This window comes from Deltaproteobacteria bacterium (assembly GCA_019308905.1).
Taxonomy (GTDB): Bacteria; Desulfobacterota; BSN033; order WVXP01; family WVXP01; genus JAFDHF01.
In genome coordinates, this window is the sequence record JAFDHF010000001.1 from 185,297 (window position 1) to 203,465 (window position 18,169).

General features: G+C 57.1%; 17 protein-coding genes. 6 read left to right on the forward strand and 11 right to left on the reverse strand.

All coding sequences use genetic code 11. From position 1 onward, the window contains the following. Positions 1-25: 25 nt before the first annotated feature. The 11 genes from JRJ26_00845 to JRJ26_00895 all read right to left on the reverse strand — a co-directional run bounded on the left by JRJ26_00845 (position 26) and on the right by JRJ26_00895 (position 11,264). Positions 26-1,303 carry an insulinase family protein gene (locus tag JRJ26_00845; protein MBW2056022.1) on the reverse strand — a complete coding sequence of 426 codons (1,278 nt, stop codon included), beginning with the start codon at positions 1,301-1,303 and terminating at the stop codon, positions 26-28. 5 nt (positions 1,304-1,308) lie between these two features. Then, the gene (pnp, locus tag JRJ26_00850) at positions 1,309-3,423 is read right to left on the reverse strand and encodes a polyribonucleotide nucleotidyltransferase (protein MBW2056023.1); all 2,115 of its coding nucleotides are present in this window, start codon (positions 3,421-3,423) and stop codon (positions 1,309-1,311) included. A 49-nt stretch (positions 3,424-3,472) separates the two neighbouring features. Further along, on the reverse strand, positions 3,473-3,742 hold the full coding sequence (gene rpsO / locus JRJ26_00855) for a 30S ribosomal protein S15 (GenBank protein ID MBW2056024.1): 270 nt from the start codon (positions 3,740-3,742) through the stop codon (positions 3,473-3,475). A 68-nt stretch (positions 3,743-3,810) separates the two neighbouring features. Continuing rightward, positions 3,811-4,794, reverse strand: coding sequence for a tRNA pseudouridine(55) synthase TruB (gene truB / locus JRJ26_00860; protein ID MBW2056025.1), 984 nt, complete (start codon positions 4,792-4,794; stop codon positions 3,811-3,813). Continuing rightward, a complete protein-coding gene (gene rbfA / locus JRJ26_00865) occupies positions 4,772-5,152 on the reverse strand; it encodes a 30S ribosome-binding factor RbfA (GenBank protein ID MBW2056026.1) in 381 nt (126 codons plus the stop codon). The genes truB and rbfA overlap by 23 nt, the downstream gene beginning before the upstream one ends. Beyond that, positions 5,145-5,447, reverse strand: coding sequence for a DUF503 domain-containing protein (locus JRJ26_00870; protein MBW2056027.1), 303 nt, complete (start codon positions 5,445-5,447; stop codon positions 5,145-5,147). Before JRJ26_00870 ends, rbfA begins: the two co-directional genes overlap by 8 nt. 23 nt (positions 5,448-5,470) lie before the next feature. After that, on the reverse strand, positions 5,471-7,999 hold the full coding sequence (gene infB, locus JRJ26_00875; protein ID MBW2056028.1) for a translation initiation factor IF-2: 2,529 nt from the start codon (positions 7,997-7,999) through the stop codon (positions 5,471-5,473). Beyond that, positions 7,987-8,271: a YlxR family protein gene (locus JRJ26_00880; GenBank protein ID MBW2056029.1), complete on the reverse strand. Its 285-nt coding sequence runs from the start codon at positions 8,269-8,271 to the stop codon at positions 7,987-7,989. The genes infB and JRJ26_00880 overlap by 13 nt, the downstream gene beginning before the upstream one ends. After that, positions 8,264-9,733: a transcription termination/antitermination protein NusA gene (gene nusA, locus JRJ26_00885; GenBank protein MBW2056030.1), complete on the reverse strand. Its 1,470-nt coding sequence runs from the start codon at positions 9,731-9,733 to the stop codon at positions 8,264-8,266. Before nusA ends, JRJ26_00880 begins: the two co-directional genes overlap by 8 nt. Positions 9,734-9,877: 144 nt before the next feature. After that, entirely contained in the window at positions 9,878-10,339 is a 462-nt protein-coding gene (locus JRJ26_00890) for a ribosome maturation factor (protein ID MBW2056031.1), read from the reverse strand. Between the two features lie 193 nt (positions 10,340-10,532). After that, positions 10,533-11,264 (reverse strand): amino acid racemase, encoded by a 732-nt coding sequence (locus JRJ26_00895; protein ID MBW2056032.1) that lies wholly within the window; start codon positions 11,262-11,264, stop codon positions 10,533-10,535. A 367-nt stretch (positions 11,265-11,631) separates the two neighbouring features. Between JRJ26_00895 and JRJ26_00900 the strand changes: the two genes are divergently transcribed. The 6 genes from JRJ26_00900 to JRJ26_00925 all read left to right on the forward strand — a co-directional run bounded on the left by JRJ26_00900 (position 11,632) and on the right by JRJ26_00925 (position 18,127). After that, positions 11,632-13,167 carry an amidohydrolase family protein gene (locus JRJ26_00900; protein ID MBW2056033.1) on the forward strand — a complete coding sequence of 512 codons (1,536 nt, stop codon included), beginning with the start codon at positions 11,632-11,634 and terminating at the stop codon, positions 13,165-13,167. Positions 13,168-13,410: 243 nt separating this feature from the next. Next, positions 13,411-14,586 (forward strand): ABC transporter substrate-binding protein, encoded by a 1,176-nt coding sequence (locus JRJ26_00905; protein MBW2056034.1) that lies wholly within the window; start codon positions 13,411-13,413, stop codon positions 14,584-14,586. 88 nt (positions 14,587-14,674) lie between these two features. Beyond that, positions 14,675-15,451: an ABC transporter ATP-binding protein gene (locus tag JRJ26_00910; GenBank protein MBW2056035.1), complete on the forward strand. Its 777-nt coding sequence runs from the start codon at positions 14,675-14,677 to the stop codon at positions 15,449-15,451. Continuing rightward, the gene (locus tag JRJ26_00915) at positions 15,444-16,148 is read left to right on the forward strand and encodes an ABC transporter ATP-binding protein (GenBank protein MBW2056036.1); all 705 of its coding nucleotides are present in this window, start codon (positions 15,444-15,446) and stop codon (positions 16,146-16,148) included. The genes JRJ26_00910 and JRJ26_00915 overlap by 8 nt, the downstream gene beginning before the upstream one ends. Positions 16,149-16,151: 3 nt before the next feature. Then, positions 16,152-17,048 carry a branched-chain amino acid ABC transporter permease gene (locus tag JRJ26_00920; GenBank protein ID MBW2056037.1) on the forward strand — a complete coding sequence of 299 codons (897 nt, stop codon included), beginning with the start codon at positions 16,152-16,154 and terminating at the stop codon, positions 17,046-17,048. Beyond that, a complete protein-coding gene (locus JRJ26_00925; protein MBW2056038.1) occupies positions 17,045-18,127 on the forward strand; it encodes a branched-chain amino acid ABC transporter permease in 1,083 nt (360 codons plus the stop codon). Before JRJ26_00920 ends, JRJ26_00925 begins: the two co-directional genes overlap by 4 nt. Positions 18,128-18,169 lie beyond the last annotated feature (42 nt).

Consider the following 18,169-nt stretch of genomic DNA (forward strand, 5'->3'; position numbering starts at 1 on the left):
AATCGATCGATAGAGCCCTCTTCTCTCACAGCCCCCCTCCTGGCCAGCACCCATCCAGATCCCGCTTCAACTCACCCCTGGTAATGGGCCCCAGAAGGGTAAGGCAGAGATGCTCGGGGAGAAAGAGGTCGGCGGCGAGCTCGGTGATCTCGTCGACAGTCACGCCGTCGATCCGGTCGATCACCTCCTCTACGGGGAGGAATCTACCGAAGTAGATTTCGTTCTTGGCCAGCCGGGTCATTCGGTTGTCGGAATTCTCGAGGGAGAGGAGAAGATTGCCCTTCAGCTGTTGCCTGGAGGTGACGAGCTCGTCCTGGCTGATGGGTTTCTCTCTCAGGGCCTCGAATTCCTTCAGGATCATCTCCACAACCTGGGCAACCCTCTGTTTCTCTGTTGCGGCATAGACGACGAGCAGCCCCGTGTCGGCGTAGCTGGGCAGGTAAGAGTATATCGAGTAGGCGAGCCCCCTTCTCTCGCGCACCTCCTGGAAGAGACGAGAGCTCATTCCACCTCCCAGGACAGCATTCAGTACGTAACTGGCAAACCGCCTTGAGCTCACATAGGCAAGCCCCTCGGTCCCGAGGCAGAGATGAACCTGCTCGGTCTTCTTCCTGCGAACCGAAGCCTTCGTGGAGTAGCCCGTGGGTCTCCCCCTTCTCATCGTCTTGGAACCCCGGGGTGCTCCGGCAAAAGCCCTTTCCACCATGTCGACTACCGCCCCGTGTTCCACGTTCCCCGCCACCGCAATGATCATCCGATCCGACCTGTAGTAGTCGTCAAAATGCCGCAGGATCTGTTCCCTCGAGAGGGAGCGAATCCTCTCGCTTCTACCGATGACAGGCTGCCCCATGGGGTGATCACCCCAGAAGGCCCGGCTGAAAAGGTCGTGGACGTAGTCATCCGGGGTGTCTTCCACCATCTTCACCTCTTGAAGAACCACTGCCCGCTCCCGCTCGATCTCCTGGGAATCGAACTTGGAATTGAGAAGCATGTCAGACAGGAGATCGACTGCGAGATCGAGATTCCGATCCAAGACCTTTGCATAGAAACAGGTGCATTCCCGCCCTGTGAAGCCGTTCAGACTCCCTCCCACCGAATCGATGGTCCTGGCGATGTCCTGGGCCGTCCTCCTTTCGGTCCCCTTGAAAAGAAGATGCTCCAGGAAATGAGAGACTCCGTTCTCAGAGTCCTCCTCATCCCGGGAACCCGTGAGTACCCATACCCCGATGCAGGCCGACCCATAGTAGGGGACCGTTTCGGTCAGAACCCGGATGCCGTTGTCCAGGATCGTCTTCTGTTCCATCTGCTCTACGCCTTTGTCTGAGCCCCCTGGTTTGAGGCAGGACGCGGCTCTCGCAAGGCCGCCTTCCTGCTCAGACGGATTCGCCCGTTGTGTTCGACTTCCAGGACCTTGACCAGTACCTCGTCGCCCTCTTTCAGTACGTCGGATACAGCCCGGATCCTCTCGTTTGCGATCTGGGAGATATGAACCAAGCCGTCGACCCCGGGGAAGATCTCTACGATGGCTCCGAAATCCAGAACCCTCTTGACCTTGCCCAGGTACAAAGCCCCCACTTCTACCTCTTGGGTGAGCTTCTTTACCATGGCAATGGCCTCTTCCACGGCTTCCTTGTCCGGGGAAGCGATGGTGACCATTCCCGAGTCCTCCACATCGATCTTTACCCCGGTCTCCTCGATGATGGCACGGATGTTCTTACCACCAGGACCGATCACGTCTCGGATCTTTTCGGGCTTGATATGAATCGTCGTGATCCGAGGCGCATAGACGGAGATCTCCGCCCTCGGTTCCGCAATGGTTTCATTCATCTTCTCCAGGATGTAAAGCCTGCCCTCACGGGCCTGGCCCAGGGCCCTTTCCAGGATCTCCCGCGAGATACCGGGAACCTTGATATCCATCTGGAGTGCCGTTACTCCCCTTTCGGTTCCAGCCACCTTGAAGTCCATGTCACCCAGATGGTCCTCGTCTCCCAGGATATCGGAGAGAATCTCGACCCGATCACCCTCTTTGACCAGGCCCATGGCAATTCCAGCCACGGCTGCCTTGATGGGTACACCCGCGTCCATGAGCGAAAGGCTCCCCCCACAGACAGTGGCCATCGAGGACGATCCGTTCGACTCGAGCACCTCCGAAACCATCCTTATGGTATAGGGAAACTCCTCGTCCGAAGGAAGGACCGGGAGGATGGCCCTCTCGGCAAGAGCACCGTGACCGATCTCTCTTCGACTCGGGGCCCTCAGCATTGCCGTCTCTCCCACACAGAAGGGTGGGAAGTTGTAGTGGAGCATGAAGGTCTTGTAACTCTCCCCGGTTATCGATTCGATCTTCTGCTCGTCGGCGGCCGTACCAAAGGTGGTGACTGCAAGGACCTGGGTCTCTCCACGAGTGAAGAGGCCTGAGCCGTGCGTCCGGGGAAGGATACCTACCTCGCAGGAGATGGGGCGGATATCCGAGAACCCGCGGCCGTCGATCCGCCGGTTGGTTCGCAGCATCGCCTCCCTCACCAGCGACCGTTCAACGGTCTTCACCGCGTCGAGAACCCTCTCGCGGGCTTCTTCGTCCTCCCCCGCCAACTCCTCCACTGTTCTCTCCACCACTTCGTTCAAACGGCTCTGGCGTTCGAGCTTGCCTCTGATCCGGTAAGCCTCCTGGAGAGCACCGGCCGCATAGGACTTCACCTTCTCCACCCACTCACGGTCATCTACCTGTGGAACCTCCCTCTTGGGCCTGCCCACAAGACTGGCCAGTCTGTCCTGGATCTCAAGGGTGGGAGCCAGAGACTCATAGCCGAAAAGCAAGGCCTCCAGCATCTCCTCTTCCCTCACCTGGCTACCACCCCCTTCGACCATGGTGATGCCTTCCCGGTTTCCGGCGATGATCAAATCGATATCACTCCGTTCCAGTTCGCTGGTGGTGGGGTTGCAGATCAGCGACCCATCAACCCGTCCCACACGAACCCCGCCGATGGGTCCGAGAAAGGGGATATCGGATATGACCAGTGCTGCCGAGGCCCCTACGATCGCCATTACTGCTGGATCGTTCTCCTGATCTGCCGACAGAACCGTGGCAATGATCTGGGTTTCGTTCTTGAATCCTTTCGGAAAGAGAGGCCTGATCGTCCTGTCGATGAAACGTGACGCCAGCGTCTCCCGGTCGCTGGGACGGCCCTCCCGCTTGAAAAACCCCCCGGGTATCCTACCGGCGGCGTAAGTCATCTCTTGATAGTTGACCGTAAGGGGGAAGAAATCGATTCCGGGTCTTGTCTTGTCCGATGATACGGCCGTAACCAGTACCACCGTCTCTCCAAGCCAGACCATTGCGGAACCGTCCGCCTGCTTTGCCACCTTTCCTGTCTCAATGGTAAGAGTCTTACCTCCGACTTCAGTGCTCAACTTTTTTTCCATCTTTGCCTATACTCCATTCTCTCTATCTAATTGAGATGAATCTCATCGTCTATTTTCGAAGCCCCAATCTCGAGATCAGTGCCCGATACTGTTCGACATCCGTGTCTTTCAGGTAACTCAGAAGTCTTCTTCTACGGCCCACCAGCTTCAAGAGCCCCCTCCTGGAGTGGTGATCCTTCTTGTGTGTCTTGAAGTGTTCCGTAAGGTACTGGATTCTCTCGGTCAGAAGTGCCACCTGAACCTGGGGAGAACCCGTGTCGCTTTCGTGGATCCGGTAGTTCTCTATGATTTCCCTCTTCCTTTCCGCTTCCAAAACCATCCCATGATCCTCCTTGTATTATTTCAACCAGCCCGTGCCGGACAGGGCACAACAAGCCGCTCCCGCCATTAGGCAAAAACCCTCAGAAGGGATAGGGCCGGACCTTCGAGCATCTGCCCGCCCTTTTGCCCGATGGAGACCCGGGTCTTCGCTATGGCCAAAACCTCGCCCTTGTGAAGTATCTTCACCTCTTGTCCCCTCCCCACACAGGGCAGGCGCAACCCCTCCAGATCCCTCAACAGTACCCGGCCACCGGTGCTGATTCTGCTGCCCAGATCGCTGTCGATTTCGATCTCGGGCATGCTCGCCAGGGCCTCCCTCGGGCTGATGATCCTGTCTTCCATCCCACCCTCCTCCGCCAGCCTCTCAAACTCTTCAAGGGTCAGTGCCTGGCCCAATGTGAAGGGGCCGCTCGAAATCCTCCTGAGACGGCACAGATGGGCCCCGACTCCCAGCTCTTCCCCGATCTGCCGGACCAGGGCCCTCACATAAGTACCCCTTGAGCAGGAGACCCTGAAATCCACCAGGGGTAGGTCAATTCGCATGACTTCGAGAGAGAAGATCTCCACGTCTCTCTCACGCCTCTCCACCTGGATTCCACGGCGTGCAAACTCGTACAGCGGCCTCCCCCTGTGCTTGGCAGCAGAAAACATCGGTGGAACCTGCCTGATCCTGCCGACGAACAGGCCGAAGACCTCCTGAATGCGGTCCTCTGCCGGACCGGCTCCGTGAAGAGGCGTCTCCTCGATTACCCTCCCCGTGCTGTCGTCCGAATCCGTCACCACCCCGAGCCGTAAGGTCCCCTCGTACCTCTTTACCCTCTCATCGAGAAAGGGGACGATTCTGGTTGCCCCGTTGATGACCACCGGCAAGACCCCGCTCGCCAGAGGATCCAGAGTGCCTGTGTGGCCTATCTTCCTGGGGCGGAGATACCTCTTTACCACCCGGATCACATCGTACGAAGTCATCCCAGAGGGTTTGTCGATAACAAGAATCCCCCCAACAGATCTCCCTGCGGCAGACAGCGGCCTATCCCTCCTCCTGGCAGACATCTTCCTCCTTGCGGATCTCCTTGATCAGACGATCTATGTGATCCGCGTATTCGAGAGAGGGATCGTATCTGAAGACGATCTCCGGCACATACCTCAAACGCACCCGCTTGCCCATCTCTCTCTTGATGAACCCCCTTGCACTTTCAAGCCCCTGAAGGTTCCTCTCCCGTTCTTCCTCACCCCCCATGACGCTGAAGTATACCTTGGCCACCCTCAAGTCGTCGGATATCCGCACCCTGGTGATGGTCACAAGCCCGATACGGGGATCCTTTATCCCCCGGATCAGCATCTCGGAAATCTCCCGGCGGATCAAATCCCCCACCCTTTCGGCCCGTTTGAAGTTCAATCTTCTATCCATCCCTCCCGTGGATATGGATGATCTCGATTTCGGAGTTGAGAATCTCGGCGACATTCATGCCTTCGATGAAGTCGATGATCTTGTCGAGACTCGAGTTGATGTGGCGGGAATCGTTTCCAACGACGCTGAGACCGATCTGGGACCGCTGCCACAGATCGTTGTCACCGACCTCTGAAATCGAGATGTTGTAACGATTCTTCACCCGATCGATGATTTTCCGGAGGACCTTGCGTTTTCCCTTGAGCGAAGCGTTGCCGGGAATAAGCAGATCAACCTGACATACCCCTATCACCACCTCAGACCCTCCCTGTCCGGAGATTACAAGCTGGGGGTGGTCTCCTCCTTGACGTAGGCCTCGATCACGTCTCCCGGCTTTATGTCATTGAAGTTCTCGATCTTGATCCCACAGTCGAGCCCCTCCTGACACTCCTTCACATTCTCCTTGTAATGCTTGAGAGACCCGATAGTGCTCTCGTAGACCACCACGCCGTCTCGGAGGATCCGGGCATGGGCGCCCCGGACGATCTTGCCGCTTGTCACATGGCTTCCGGCCACCACCCCGAACCTGGGGACATTGAACAGCTGCAGCACCTCGGCCTGTCCGATCACTCTCTCCTTGTAAACCGGTTCCAGGAAGCCCTCCATGGCCTTTTTCACATCCTCTATGGCATCATAAATAACGGAATAGGTGCGGATATCCACCCCCTCCTGATCCGCCATACTCATGGCCTTCATCCCGGGCCGGACATTGAACCCGATGACGATGGCCTTGGAGGCGGAAGCCAGGTTGACGTCGCTTTCCGTAACTGCCCCCACGCCCCCATGGATGACACTGACCTTCACCGCCTCGGTGGAGAGCTTGGTCAGAGACTCACGGAGAGCCTCGACAGACCCCTGCACATCGGCCTTGATGATCACGTTGAGTTCCTTGGCTTCTCCCTTCTGCATCCTCTCGTACAGGTCTTCCAGGGTTACGGTGCTCAGCCGGGAAAGCTCCCTTTCGCGCTGCTGGTTCTGCCTGGTTGCGACGACTTCTTTGGCGACCCGCTCGCTCTCCACCACCACAAGAGGCTCTCCTGCCTCTGGAACGCCGGAAGCCCCGATCACCTCGACGGGTGTGGACGGGCCGGCAGCGGTGATCGCCCTGCCCCTGTCATTGACCATGGCCCTCACTCGGCCGTAATGCGTCCCCGCCACGAAGAAATCCCCCTTCTTGAGGGTCCCCTCCTGCACGAGCACTGTGGCCACAGGACCGCGCCTGCTATCGAGTCTCGATTCGATCACAGTCCCGCGGGCGGCTTTCCGGGGATTTGCCTTCAGTTCCAGGAGCTCTGCCTGAAGGAGAATCAGCTCCAGAAGCTCTCTGATGCCGGTCTTCTTCTTGGCTGAGACTTCGGCAAAAAGGGTCGATCCTCCCCACTCCTCAGGAGCCAATCCAAGCTCGGCGAGCCTCTGTTTCACACGGTCCGGATTGGCGTTGGATTTATCTATCTTGTTGATGGCCACGACTATTGGAACATCGGCAGCCTTGGCATGATCTATGGCCTCGATAGTCTGAGGCATGACGCCGTCGTCTGCAGCGACGACGAGAACCACAATATCCGTCACCTTCGCCCCCCGGGCCCGCAAGGCCGTGAAAGCCTCGTGCCCCGGCGTGTCGATGAACACGACGTTCCCCCCATCCAACTCGACACTGTAAGCACCGATGTGCTGGGTGATCGCCCCTGCCTCTTCCTCCACCACGTTGGAGTGGCGGATCGCATCGAGGAGCAGAGTCTTGCCATGGTCGACATGACCCATGATCGTGATCACCGGAGGTCTCGGGACCAGGTCCTCCGGCCTATCTTCCTTTCTCTGGAGCGCCGCATCCACATCATAGGCCACATTCTCCACTTGGTATCCGAATTCAGACGCCACAACCGAGGCGGTATCCACATCCAGGCTCTGATTGATAGTAGCCATCACCCCCAGGCCCATGAGCTTCCTGATTATCTCGTTGGCCTTGATTCCCATGCGTTTGGCCATCTCCCCCACACTGACGGCACCTTCGATACGGATCACCCTCTTGCTCGCCTTGGGCATGGTGATTTCCGTCTTCTTCGAGGGCCTGGTCACTACCCTCTTCTTCATGGGCCGTCTGACAGGATGGAAGACCACCTCCTTCTGGACTTCCGGCTTTTCCTCTGGTTCTTCCTCCACAAGCTGTTCAAAGAGGTCCCGTTTCTTCTTGAGATCCTCCTTTCTCATGGCAATGCGGGGACGTCGTTTCCCGGGTAACTCCTTCTCTTTTTTCTTGCCCCTCTTTGCCTTCTTCTCTTCCTCTGCCGTCTCCGCCTTGACCACGACCTCTTCCGGCTCCGGGGCTTCCGGAACAACGATCTCTGCTTCCACAGCCTTCGTGCTCACGGGTTCGGATTCCACCCCGAGGGCCTTCGCCTCTTCAGGCCCGACCGCCGCCTCCTCACTCCCGGGGACACCTTCCTGAGGAACCTCCCCTGGAGTCACCTCCATAGTGGGCTCAGGAAGCTCGACTCCGACCTTCTCCTCTCCGGCGGAGATATCTTCGGGTTCAACAGGTGGGTGTGGTGCCACCTCGGCTGGAGGCTCCTTGGACTCCAGGGTCCTGACTCTCCTGCGAATCACCGTGGGCTTGACCCGTTTCTCGACCACTTCTCTCATCTCATTCCGTTCGATCACTCTCTCGTCCGGGGCCAAGCCCTCCTCACCCTTGGTCTCTTCTTCCTTCTTCTCCTTGATCTTGACCCCCATCCCCTTGAGCTTGGACAGGAGCTTATCCTCCTCCATTCCCACTTCCTGAGCCACATCGAGGACCTTTATCTTCGCCATTCCCCTTCCTCCTGAAAAACTCTCAAAACTTCCCCAGGCGGTACCTGTCTGAGCCTGCCCCTGAAACCCCTGACTATTCCCTTTCTCTTGACGGCCAGATTCAAACACTCCTCACACGGACAGACATAGACACCCCTTCCGCCAAGAATCTTCTCCCGATCCACTACCAGCCTGCCCGCAGAATCCAGGGCCAGCCGTACCAGCTCGGCTTTCGGCCGTCTCTTTCGACACCCGGCACACATTCGAACCGGAACATGTCGGTCCCTATCCATTCTGTTTCTGTGCCAGCAACTCCCAGGCAGCCTGAATAAGCTTCTCCGCTCTCTTCTCCCCGATCCCCGGTATTCGGCTCAACTCTCCGGCCGTACCACGGGCAACCGCGGCGACCGTCTCGAAGCCGTGTGATTCCAGAAGGGCAACCGTCTTGGCGCCCACGCCCGGAAGATTCCCCAGGGAGACCCCGGGTTGATCCGCAGGCTCGGCGGTCTCGGCCGCTTCCGGAGTCCTTGCCATCTCCCTTGCCGAAGCCACTATCTTCTCCACCGTCTTCAGGCTGATTCCGGCCTTTCGTGCCAACTCCTCGGGCTCTGCATTGGCGATATCCTCGATCGAACGGTATCCCTCGTTGTAAAGCACCCGCGACATGACATCCCCGACGTTTGGAATCGTCTTGAGAGCCTCCCGGGCCTCTTCGGACATCCTCTCCATCTTCGATTCGCTCTTGATGTCTATCTTCCACCCTGTGAGCTTGGATGCGAGACGGACGTTCTGCCCTTTTTTCCCTATGGCCAGTGAGAGTTGATCATCAGGAACGATGACCTCCATGTATCGGTTTTCTTCGTCTATGTACACCGTGGAGACCTTTGCGGGAGACAGGGCATTGCAGACATACTTGGCAGGATCCTCGGCGTATGGAACGATATCGATCCGCTCTCCCCGCAACTCCTGGACCACGCTCTGGACCCTGGAACCTCTCATCCCCACGCAGGCCCCCACAGGGTCTACATCGCTGTCCCGACTGTACACCGCGATCTTGGCCCTCTCTCTCGGCTCTCTGGCCGCACTGACGATCCTGATGATTCCCTCTGAAATCTCGGGAACCTCCATTTCAAAAAGCTTTACCAACAGTCCGGGATGCGTCCTTGACAGGAAAATCATCGGTCCTCTGGCGGTCCTTTGGACGTCCAGGACATAGGCCCGAATCCTCTCCCCCTGGCGGTAGGACTCTCCCGGCACCTGCTCCCTCGAGTAGAGAACCGCTTCGGCTCTCCCGATGTTGACATAGAGGTTGCCCCGTTCGATTCTTTGAACAGTCCCGGTGATGAGTTCACCCTTCCTGTCCTTGAACTCATTGTAAATGTTCTCCCTTTCGGCATCCCTTACCCGCTGGATGATAACCTGCTTTGCAGTCTGGGCGGCGATTCTCCCAAAATTACTGGTATCCAGCTTCACCCCCAGGCTGTCTCCAATCTCTGCCCCTTCGTCGAGCTTTCGAGCCTCTTCGAGGGAGATCTCGGTCTCGGGATCCTCCACAGTCTCAACCACGTTCATGAACTGGAAGAGCTCAACCTCACCGCTCTCTACATTGTAATGGGCCTCTATATCCTTCTGGGCTCCGAATTTCCTACGCGACGCGGTGAGTACTGCAGACTCCAGAGCCTCGATGATGATTTCTTTGTCGATGCCTTTGTCCCTCCCCACCTGTTCGATGATGAAATTTAGGTTCTGGGCCATATCCGCTCTCCTTCTGAATTTCTCAACTACCCATCAACCCCGCCATGGCCGGCTCTACCGACTCCTCCCTAAGCCTCCCATAGCCCGGCATAGGCTTGGACTCCTCTTTGGCCGTCGAACAACGACGCCTCACAAAGGATGACGCTAGAAATCATATTCCAGATTCGCCTTGACGATATGATCCAGGGGAATTCGCGTGATCCCCTTCTCCAACTCGATATCGAGAACACCGTCATGACACGCCACCAGCTTCCCCGTGAAAGTCTTCCTCTTCTCTATGGGAACGGCCGTCCTCACCTTGATCCTTCGATTCGTGAAACGGCGAAAATCCGCCTCCCCCTTAAGAGGCCGGTTGAGCCCAGGGGAAGAGACCTCCAGGGTATACGGCCCTGGGGGGATCCCCTCGATATCCAGGTTCTTCTCCACCTCCCGGCTGATGGAAGTGCAATCGTCGAGCGTAACTCCTCCCTCCCGGTCGATGATCAGGCGGAGAACCCGCCCCCTCTGCTCCCTCCGGTACTCCACGTCGACCAGTTCCATCCCTTCGAACCGAACAATCGGCTCTCCTATCTCCCTTACCTTGGCCTCAATCTCGCGATCGTCGATCACGGATCACCCTTGCCCTAATAAAAAAGCGGGCCGAACAGCCCACCTTCTCAGTGAACCAGGAATACAAAATATTTATATCACACAAAATCAAGGAATGCAAGCAAAATCCTCTCACTCCCGAGATCCCCGTCCAAAACAACCCGACCCTCCGCCCCCCCTCCCCAACCCAACACGATCTGTTACCGCCCGGCTACACAAGCCCCCGGGAAGAAGGATTTTCTCCGGTCAAGAGCTCGAACGACGACGAAGCCAAAATCTCGATCGTATCGAACAGAGGGATCGAGACTTCCTCCTGCCGGACCAGCAAGGGAATCTCCGTGCAACCGAGGATTATCCCATGTGCTCCTCTCTGCCGTAAATCCTCCATCACCCTCTTGAGAAAGGCTTTGTCGGACTGGAGTCTCGCCCCGGACTCGATTCTCACGATGATCCTATCTACCTCCTCCTTCTGTTCTTCGAGGAGGTTGACGACTCTTATGCCCTGGTCCTGGAGGTGGCGTTCGTAGATGCCCATTGAAAGGGTGAAGCGTGTCCCAAGGACTGAAACCACGTCAAGTCCCCGTTGCTTCACGGCTCTGGTGGTCTCCTCCACCAGGCTGACCACCGATATTCCCACCGCCTCGCGCATAGCTCCGATAAAGTAATGGGCCGAATTACACGGAACCACTATGAAGTCAACCCCTGACCTCTCCAACAGCCGGCAACCCTCCTGCAACGTTTCAATTACCCGGTCTCTATCAAATCCTCTCCACATTTGACCGTCTGGAACAGGAACGCTGTTGATAACCATGTGCGGAAAGTCGGAGTTGTACTTGGCACCGAGCTTCTCCTGGCAGCGCCTTATTATGTTGAGATACAAACCGGCCGTTGCTTCAGGCCCCATCCCACCCAGTATTCCGAGTCTCCTCTCGTAACTCCTCATAAGAACTCCTCGTTGCAGATTCCGGGTCTCCCGGCCCAAACCTGTAACTACTCCCAACCCACTCTCCTGCCCGAAGGAGCAGTCCCTCCCTTCCTTGAGAGTCGGGAAACCCAGGGACACCATGGATTCTACCAGAGGCTGAAAGAACCCTCAACCCCCGCCTCGGGGGGTTCAAAAGCACGACCCCGTGCCTTGGCCCCGGGAGCCCGCAAACTCGAGTCACACCATCCCCTTGGCAAAAGGAAAGACAAGGAGTATCTATAAGCAGCAGAGGGGATGGGCCGCCTTGGGATAGAGCACGGGCGGCTTTCTGTCCCTGCAGTCCGTGGCTGGACCGTACAGTACAGACCGGGGAAGGGAGGATGACATGGATATTCTGGTGAGGGGAAAATACGTGATCACCGATGCCGGTGCAGGGGAGAAGGGAATACTGACCGATGGAGCGGTCTACGTGTCCGGAGGAAGAGTCGTCGAGGTGGGTGACTACGCTTCTCTCAAGGAGAGACACCCCCAGGCCGCCGTCAAGGGGAACGGCAAGCAACTCCTCATGCCGGGACTCATCGACGGACACAGTCACGGTTGGGGACTGACTCTGACTCAGATGGGTTTTGACCTCGACTTCCTGGAGAACGGCCTTATCGACTGGGCCTTCATGGTTCCTCTGGATCCCGAGGTATCGGCCATGATGAGCGCGGTACGCCACCTCCAGGGAGGTTGCACCACCATGCACCATAACAACTGGGGTGAAGAGCCCAACCTCATGGAAAACGCCGAAAAGGCGATCAGCGGGTACCAGAAGGTCGGCATTCGACTGGCATACTCGCCCGGAGGGAGGAACGTGAATCGTCTGGCCCTGGACGATACGGACTTTTTCGCAACCCTGCCCCCAGACCTCCAGGAGTTCGCACGGCCGATGGTCTACTATGACAAGAAGGCTTTTGTGGAGGCTTACATGGATCTCTTCGAGGGACTCCACGGCCGCTACAACGACGAGGAGACTAGAATTCTCTTCGGTCCGAGCTGGACCCAGGGTTGTACCGATGAATTTCTGCAACAGGTCAAGGAACGGGCAGACCAGCTTGGAAAGATTCAGATCCATCTCCACACCTTGCAGACACCGATCCAGAAGGCGTTCGGAATCCGCAAGTACGGCAAATCTCTGGTCGGCCATCTCGACGATCTCGGGCTGGTGGATGAGAATCTGACACTGGGCCATGCTGTCTTCGTGACCGAGTCGGACATCGAGCTACTGGCTTCAAGAGGTGCATCCACCACGCACCATCCGAGCTGCAACCTCGCTGTGAGGAACGGAATCTCCCCTGTCTACCATCTCTACAAGGCCGGCGTCAACGTCGCCCTGGGAATCGACGACAAGGCCATAAACGACGATGGGGACGGCATCATGGAACTCAGGATGATCCACCGGCTCCACCGGGTTTCAGGCTTTGATCTGGCCAGGACGCCCGCTCTGAACGCCTTCGATGTCCTGAAAATGGGCACCACCAATGCAGCCCGGGTCTGCGGCTTCGGAGGGGAACTCGGCGCCCTCAAGGAGGGCATGAAAGGAGACATGATTCTCGTGGACCTTCAACAGATCATGGAGGATCCCTGGGTGTCTCCGGAGTTGAACATCGCTGAAATCTTCATCAACCGCGCAAAAGGGGTCCACGTCAACACCGCCATCGTCGGGGGGAAGGTGATCATGGAAGACCGGAGGCTCCTCACCGTGGACGTGGACGGCCTCTACGAGGAAGTCCGAAAACAGGCATCCAGGGGAATCGGCCCGGATCAAAGGTCCTTTGCCGAAACGCTGCAGAGGATCAAACCATACTACCACAAGTGGTATGAGGGGTGGGAGAAGCTGGATTTTGACCCCTTCTATGTGATGAACAGTCGCAAGTGAAGACCGATGGTCCTCATGGCACGGCTCCTTGGGCTGAAGATCGACAAGGTCGTCGGATATGCGCAGATAGCCCTTGATCTTGATCAGCGGGTGTAGTATAAACGATACGGTTGGTTTTGCTTGCGCCAAAACCCGGAGAACCGGGCAAGCCAAACAAGGAGGGAGGTGGGAGCACTTCAGCAGTAGTCTCCGAATCTCATTCAAAGCTCATCTTTAGAGAAAGGAGGGAACGAGATGTCCGGTATGAAAAGATGGGGAATAGCTCTACTGGTTGTCGGGATTGTGGTGATTATGGGTTTCGGTTACTCTCAAGCGGCTGAGAAGCCTATCAAGATCGGTGTCCTCATGAACCTAACCGGTCCTTGGGCCTCCATAGACGAGCCGGCATGGAAAGCCATCCAGTTGGCTGTCGACAAGATCAACGACTCCGGCGGCCTCTTGGGGAGGAAGGTCGAGGCCAACTGCATCGACACAAAGGCGGATGAAGCGGAAACCGTTGCAGCCACGATCCGCCTTGCCGAGTCGGGGGCCTCTGCCATCATCGGCTACTGTGACACCCACTGGGTCTTGACTGCTGCTCCAATTGCGAGGGAGTACAGGATACCCTTTATCACGGCCGGGGCAACTCATCCGCGTATTCCCGAGAGAACCGGAGCCTGGCTGGCCTGCTTCGGAGACAATGCACAGGCCGGAGCGGTCGCCAAGTACACGACCGAGACTATGAATCTGCGAAACGCCGCGGTTTGGATAGATTCGGCCTGTGACTTCAGCATCGCCGTGTGCACCTATTTTGATGACTCGTTCAACCACTACGGAGGAAAAGTAGTCTACAAAGACTACTTTGAGACAGAGTGGAAGGATTACTCCGCTCTGGTGACCAGACTCAAAGCCCAGCAGGATGCAGGAAAGGTCGATTTCGTCTACGTGGGCGGTGTCCCGGGAAACTGCGGGCTGATTGTCAAGCAGATCAGGGAAGGGGGCGTGACCCTGCCGATCATCGGCGAAGATGGATTTGATACCCCCCTCCTTGTCGAGGTCGCCGGCAAGTATGCGGAAGGAGTGATCTTCACGAGCCACGTCTCCCTTGAGGACAAGGCGCCTGTGGTCGTGAATTTCGTGAAAGCCTACGAGAAGAAATGGGGGACCAAACCCGAGAATGCCTTTGCAGCCCTGGGCTATGATGCCATGGGACTTGTCGCCGAGGCGATCAAGAAGATCAACTCTGCAGAACCGAAGAAGGTCAGCGCAGGACTCTCTCTTGTGAGGGAATTCCAAGGCGTCACAGGAACCGTGAGTTACAGGCCTGGAAGCAGGGTCCCTGATAAATCCGTGGCCCTTCTCAAGGTCGAGGGAGGCAAGTTCAACACCATCGCCAAGGTCACCCCTGAATACCTGTCCCCGCCTGACTTGTCTAAGTAAGAGGCAAGGGGGAGGAAGCCGCTCACCGGCGGCTTCCTCCCCTGCTTGACCGCTCCACGAAAAACCGTTTAAGGATTATCAGTTGGTCATGTCGGTGCTGCTCAGAATAGAGAATCTGGACAAGTCTTTCGGGGGTCTGCAAGCGGTCAACAACTACCACCTGGAACTCCCCCAGGGGAGCATATTCGGGCTGATCGGCCCCAACGGAGCGGGGAAGACCACGATCTTCAATCTTATCACCGGCCTTTTCAAACCCGACAGGGGAATCATCGGTTTTGACGGTGTTGACATCACCGGCTGGAGACCCGATCAGGTGGCAGAAAGAGGGATAAGGAGAACCTTCCAGCTCCTGCGCCTGTACAGGGATCTCAGTGTGGCGATGAACGTGAAAATAGCATACCACACGTGCCTGAACTACGGCCTGCTGAGCGCGCTGTTGTCCTTTCCGGGATTCCTGAGAGAGGAAAAGAGGTTGGAGTCTCTCATCGAAGATCTCCTCGACATGTTCGGATTGATCGAGTTCAGGAATGTGGCGGCCGGCAATCTGCCTTACGGCCTTCAGAGAAAGCTCGGAATCGCCGTGGCCCTTGCTTCCGGCCCTAGGCTCCTGCTCCTCGATGAGCCCACCTGCGGCATGAATCCCAGGGAATCCGAAGACCTGGCCGAACTGGTGAGAGATATCCACAGGAAGCGTTCTTTGACTCTGATCATCGTAGAACATCGCATGCCTTTCCTTATGGGACTGGCCGAGAAGATCCAGGTCCTCGACCACGGTGCTCTGATCGCCGAAGGAACGCCCGAGGAGATCAGGAGCGATCCGAGGGTCATCGAGGCGTACCTGGGAGCGGACGATCGCATTGCTTGAGATCAGTGACCTAGATGTACACTACGGCGTTATTCCGGCCATAGAGGGTGTGTCCCTGAGAGTCGGCGACGGAAAGATCGTTGCTCTGGTGGGAGCAAACGGCGCCGGCAAGAGTACGACCCTTAAGGCCACGGTGGGTGTGCTCCGCCCTAAGAAGGGTACCATCCTATACGATGGGGTAGATGTGACCGGACTCTCGGCGGACAAACGGGTGAGGATGGGCATTGTCCTGGTACCCGAGGGAAGACAGATCTTCACCACTCTGACGGTCAAGGAAAACCTCGTCATAGGAGCCTATCACAGGCGGGATACCGAGGGGATCAAGAAGGATATGCAATGGATATACGATCTTTTCCCCGTGCTGAAAGAGAGGGAATCCCAGCTGGCCGGTACTCTGAGTGGAGGTGAGCAGCAGATGCTTGCCTTTGGGAGAGGGCTGATGAGCCAGCCCAAACTGCTTCTTCTGGACGAACCCTCTCTGGGCCTTGCCCCCCTGACCGTCAGGGGTGTCTATGATGCCATCCAGAAAATACTGGGGGCCGGCCTCACGATCCTCCTTGTGGAGCAGAACGTCAATATCGCACTCCGACTGGCCACCTATGTGTACGTCATGGAGGCGGGACGGATTGCAATGCAGGGCCGCCCAGAAGAGATAATGGAAAACGAGGACATCAAGAAGGCTTATCTCGGTGGTTGATCCATGTATGCATCAGGCTACATTGCACAGCAGGTATTGAACGGGACCGTCTTGGGCAGCATGTACGCGTTGCTGGCCCTTGGAATGACAGTGATTTACGGCATCCTGAGGCTGATCAATTTCGCCCACGGAGCGGTGATAACCATCGGCGCCTTCTGCTTCTACGTGCTCTTTGTCTCGCTCCACCTCCCCTTTCTGGCTGCGATAGCCCTGGTGGTCATATTCGGCGGCATCACCGGGATCCTCCTCGACCTGGTAGCGTACAGGAAGATCAGGGGAGGTCCTGAGGTCGCACTTCTGATCACCTCTCTCGGTTTCTACATCTTCATAGAAAACCTGGTGAAGATGCTGGCTTCGCCGCAGCCGTATGCGTTCCGGCCTCCCCCTTTCCTGAGCCAAGTCAACCAGACCGCGGGAGGGGTTACCTTCCTCACGATCGATATATTCATCCTACTGGTCTCTGTGGGCATCATGGTCTTTTTCGCCCTCTTCGTGAAGAAGACAAAGGTAGGTATCGCCATGAGAGCCATCGCAGAGAGCGGAGAGACGGCCAGATTAGTGGGCATCGATATCAATCGGGTGATCGGCCTTGCCTTTGTCCTGGCATCGGCCATTGCGGCCATAACGGGGTTCATGTGGGGCGGAAAATACGGGCAGATATCCTACGCCATGGGGTTCATGGCCGGGGTCAAAGCCTTCGTGGCCGTGGTGATCGGAGGTATTGGCAGTATTCCGGGGGCCATGGTGGGGGGCTATGTACTGGGCATCGCAGAGACCTTCTCAGTAGCCCTGCTTCCCCCTGGCTATGCCGAATACAGGGATGGAATAGTCTTTGCCATACTGATACTCGTCTTACTCCTCAAACCCTCTGGGATCATGGGCGAAAGAGCGAAGGTATGAACAACAGGACTACCGCAAGAGAACGAAAAGCGATCCCGGGCCACTTCAAAGCCCTTCTCGCCATTGTTCTGTTCTTCCTCTTGCTGGGCGGCGCCCATCTCGTGCTCAGCCGATACCTCATGTACATCATCTCTGTGATGGGCATCTACATAATCGCCACAGTGAGTCTGAACTTGACCAACGGATACGCCGGCCTTTTCTCCCTGGGACACGCCGGGTTCATGGCCATAGGGGCTTACGCCTCGACTCTCCTGACGTTCCCCGTCTCCCTGAGGCAGGCCTATGATCTCCCCCTCCTCCCGGCACTGCTCGGGGGGCAGGGCTATCAGTGGCCTTTTCTGCCGGCCATCCTCGTTGCCGGGATCCTCGCGGCCTTCGGAGCGGTCCTCATAGGCGCCCCGGTCCTGAGGCTGAGGGGGCACTATCTGGCCGTTGCGACCCTGGGATTCATGGTCATCATCACTACCATGGCCAAGACCCTGAAATGGCTTACCAGGGGTTCGGCGGGAATCCAGGTGATCCCGCACTATACGAATGTCTGGTGGGTGTATGTGTGGGCTCTTATCACGGTCTATGTGATCTGGAGAATCATAAATTCCTCCTATGGACGGGCCATGATGGCCATAAGGGACGACGAGACGGCTGCCCAGTCACAGGGGATAAATCTGGTGAAGTACAAACTCCTGTCCTTCGTTATCGGGGCCTTCTTCGCGGGGGTGGCCGGAGGGCTCTACGCCCACCTTGCCAGAGCCATCCGGCCCTATGAGTTTTCGTTTACCATGACTTTCGAAATCGTTATCATGCTTGTCATAGGCGGTGCCGGTACCATGATCGGCCCCGTGGTGGGAGCCGCGCTGCTCATCACCCTAGGTTACGCCCTCAAGCCTCTCGAGGAGAGCCTCAGACTCTACGGCCTGATTGAGTTGGTCTATGCGAGCCTCTTGATCGTGATCATGTTGTGGAGGCCACAGGGGATAGTGGGAGGGAATCTGACCCTTCAAGGTCTCGGGCAGTGGTTCAGGCGCCTGCTCGGATCCACAGGAGAAAGGCACAAAGGTACCTTGCCGGATCCCCCGTGATGGGGAATGCTTGGAACGAAGGGTCAAGGATTCTCGGGTCGG

Excerpts from the sequence above, each read along its gene's own strand:
- JRJ26_00880 (MBW2056029.1), bottom strand. The coding sequence starts at position 8,271 with ATGGATAGGGACCGACATGTTCCGGTTCGAATGTGTGCCGGGTGTCGA.
- JRJ26_00900 (MBW2056033.1), top strand. The coding sequence starts at position 11,632 with ATGGATATTCTGGTGAGGGGAAAATACGTGATCACCGATGCCGGTGCA.
- rpsO (MBW2056024.1), bottom strand. The coding sequence starts at position 3,742 with ATGGTTTTGGAAGCGGAAAGGAAGAGGGAAATCATAGAGAACTACCGG.
- JRJ26_00925 (MBW2056038.1), top strand. The coding sequence starts at position 17,045 with ATGAACAACAGGACTACCGCAAGAGAACGAAAAGCGATCCCGGGCCAC.
- JRJ26_00895 (MBW2056032.1), bottom strand. The coding sequence starts at position 11,264 with ATGAGGAGTTACGAGAGGAGACTCGGAATACTGGGTGGGATGGGGCCT.
- JRJ26_00905 (MBW2056034.1), top strand. The coding sequence starts at position 13,411 with ATGAAAAGATGGGGAATAGCTCTACTGGTTGTCGGGATTGTGGTGATT.
- JRJ26_00920 (MBW2056037.1), top strand. The coding sequence starts at position 16,152 with ATGTATGCATCAGGCTACATTGCACAGCAGGTATTGAACGGGACCGTC.
- JRJ26_00845 (MBW2056022.1), bottom strand. The coding sequence starts at position 1,303 with ATGGAACAGAAGACGATCCTGGACAACGGCATCCGGGTTCTGACCGAA.
- JRJ26_00910 (MBW2056035.1), top strand. The coding sequence starts at position 14,675 with ATGTCGGTGCTGCTCAGAATAGAGAATCTGGACAAGTCTTTCGGGGGT.
- pnp (MBW2056023.1), bottom strand. The coding sequence starts at position 3,423 with ATGGAAAAAAAGTTGAGCACTGAAGTCGGAGGTAAGACTCTTACCATT.
- truB (MBW2056025.1), bottom strand. The coding sequence starts at position 4,794 with ATGTCTGCCAGGAGGAGGGATAGGCCGCTGTCTGCCGCAGGGAGATCT.
- nusA (MBW2056030.1), bottom strand. The coding sequence starts at position 9,733 with ATGGCCCAGAACCTAAATTTCATCATCGAACAGGTGGGGAGGGACAAA.
- rbfA (MBW2056026.1), bottom strand. The coding sequence starts at position 5,152 with ATGGATAGAAGATTGAACTTCAAACGGGCCGAAAGGGTGGGGGATTTG.
- infB (MBW2056028.1), bottom strand. The coding sequence starts at position 7,999 with ATGGCGAAGATAAAGGTCCTCGATGTGGCTCAGGAAGTGGGAATGGAG.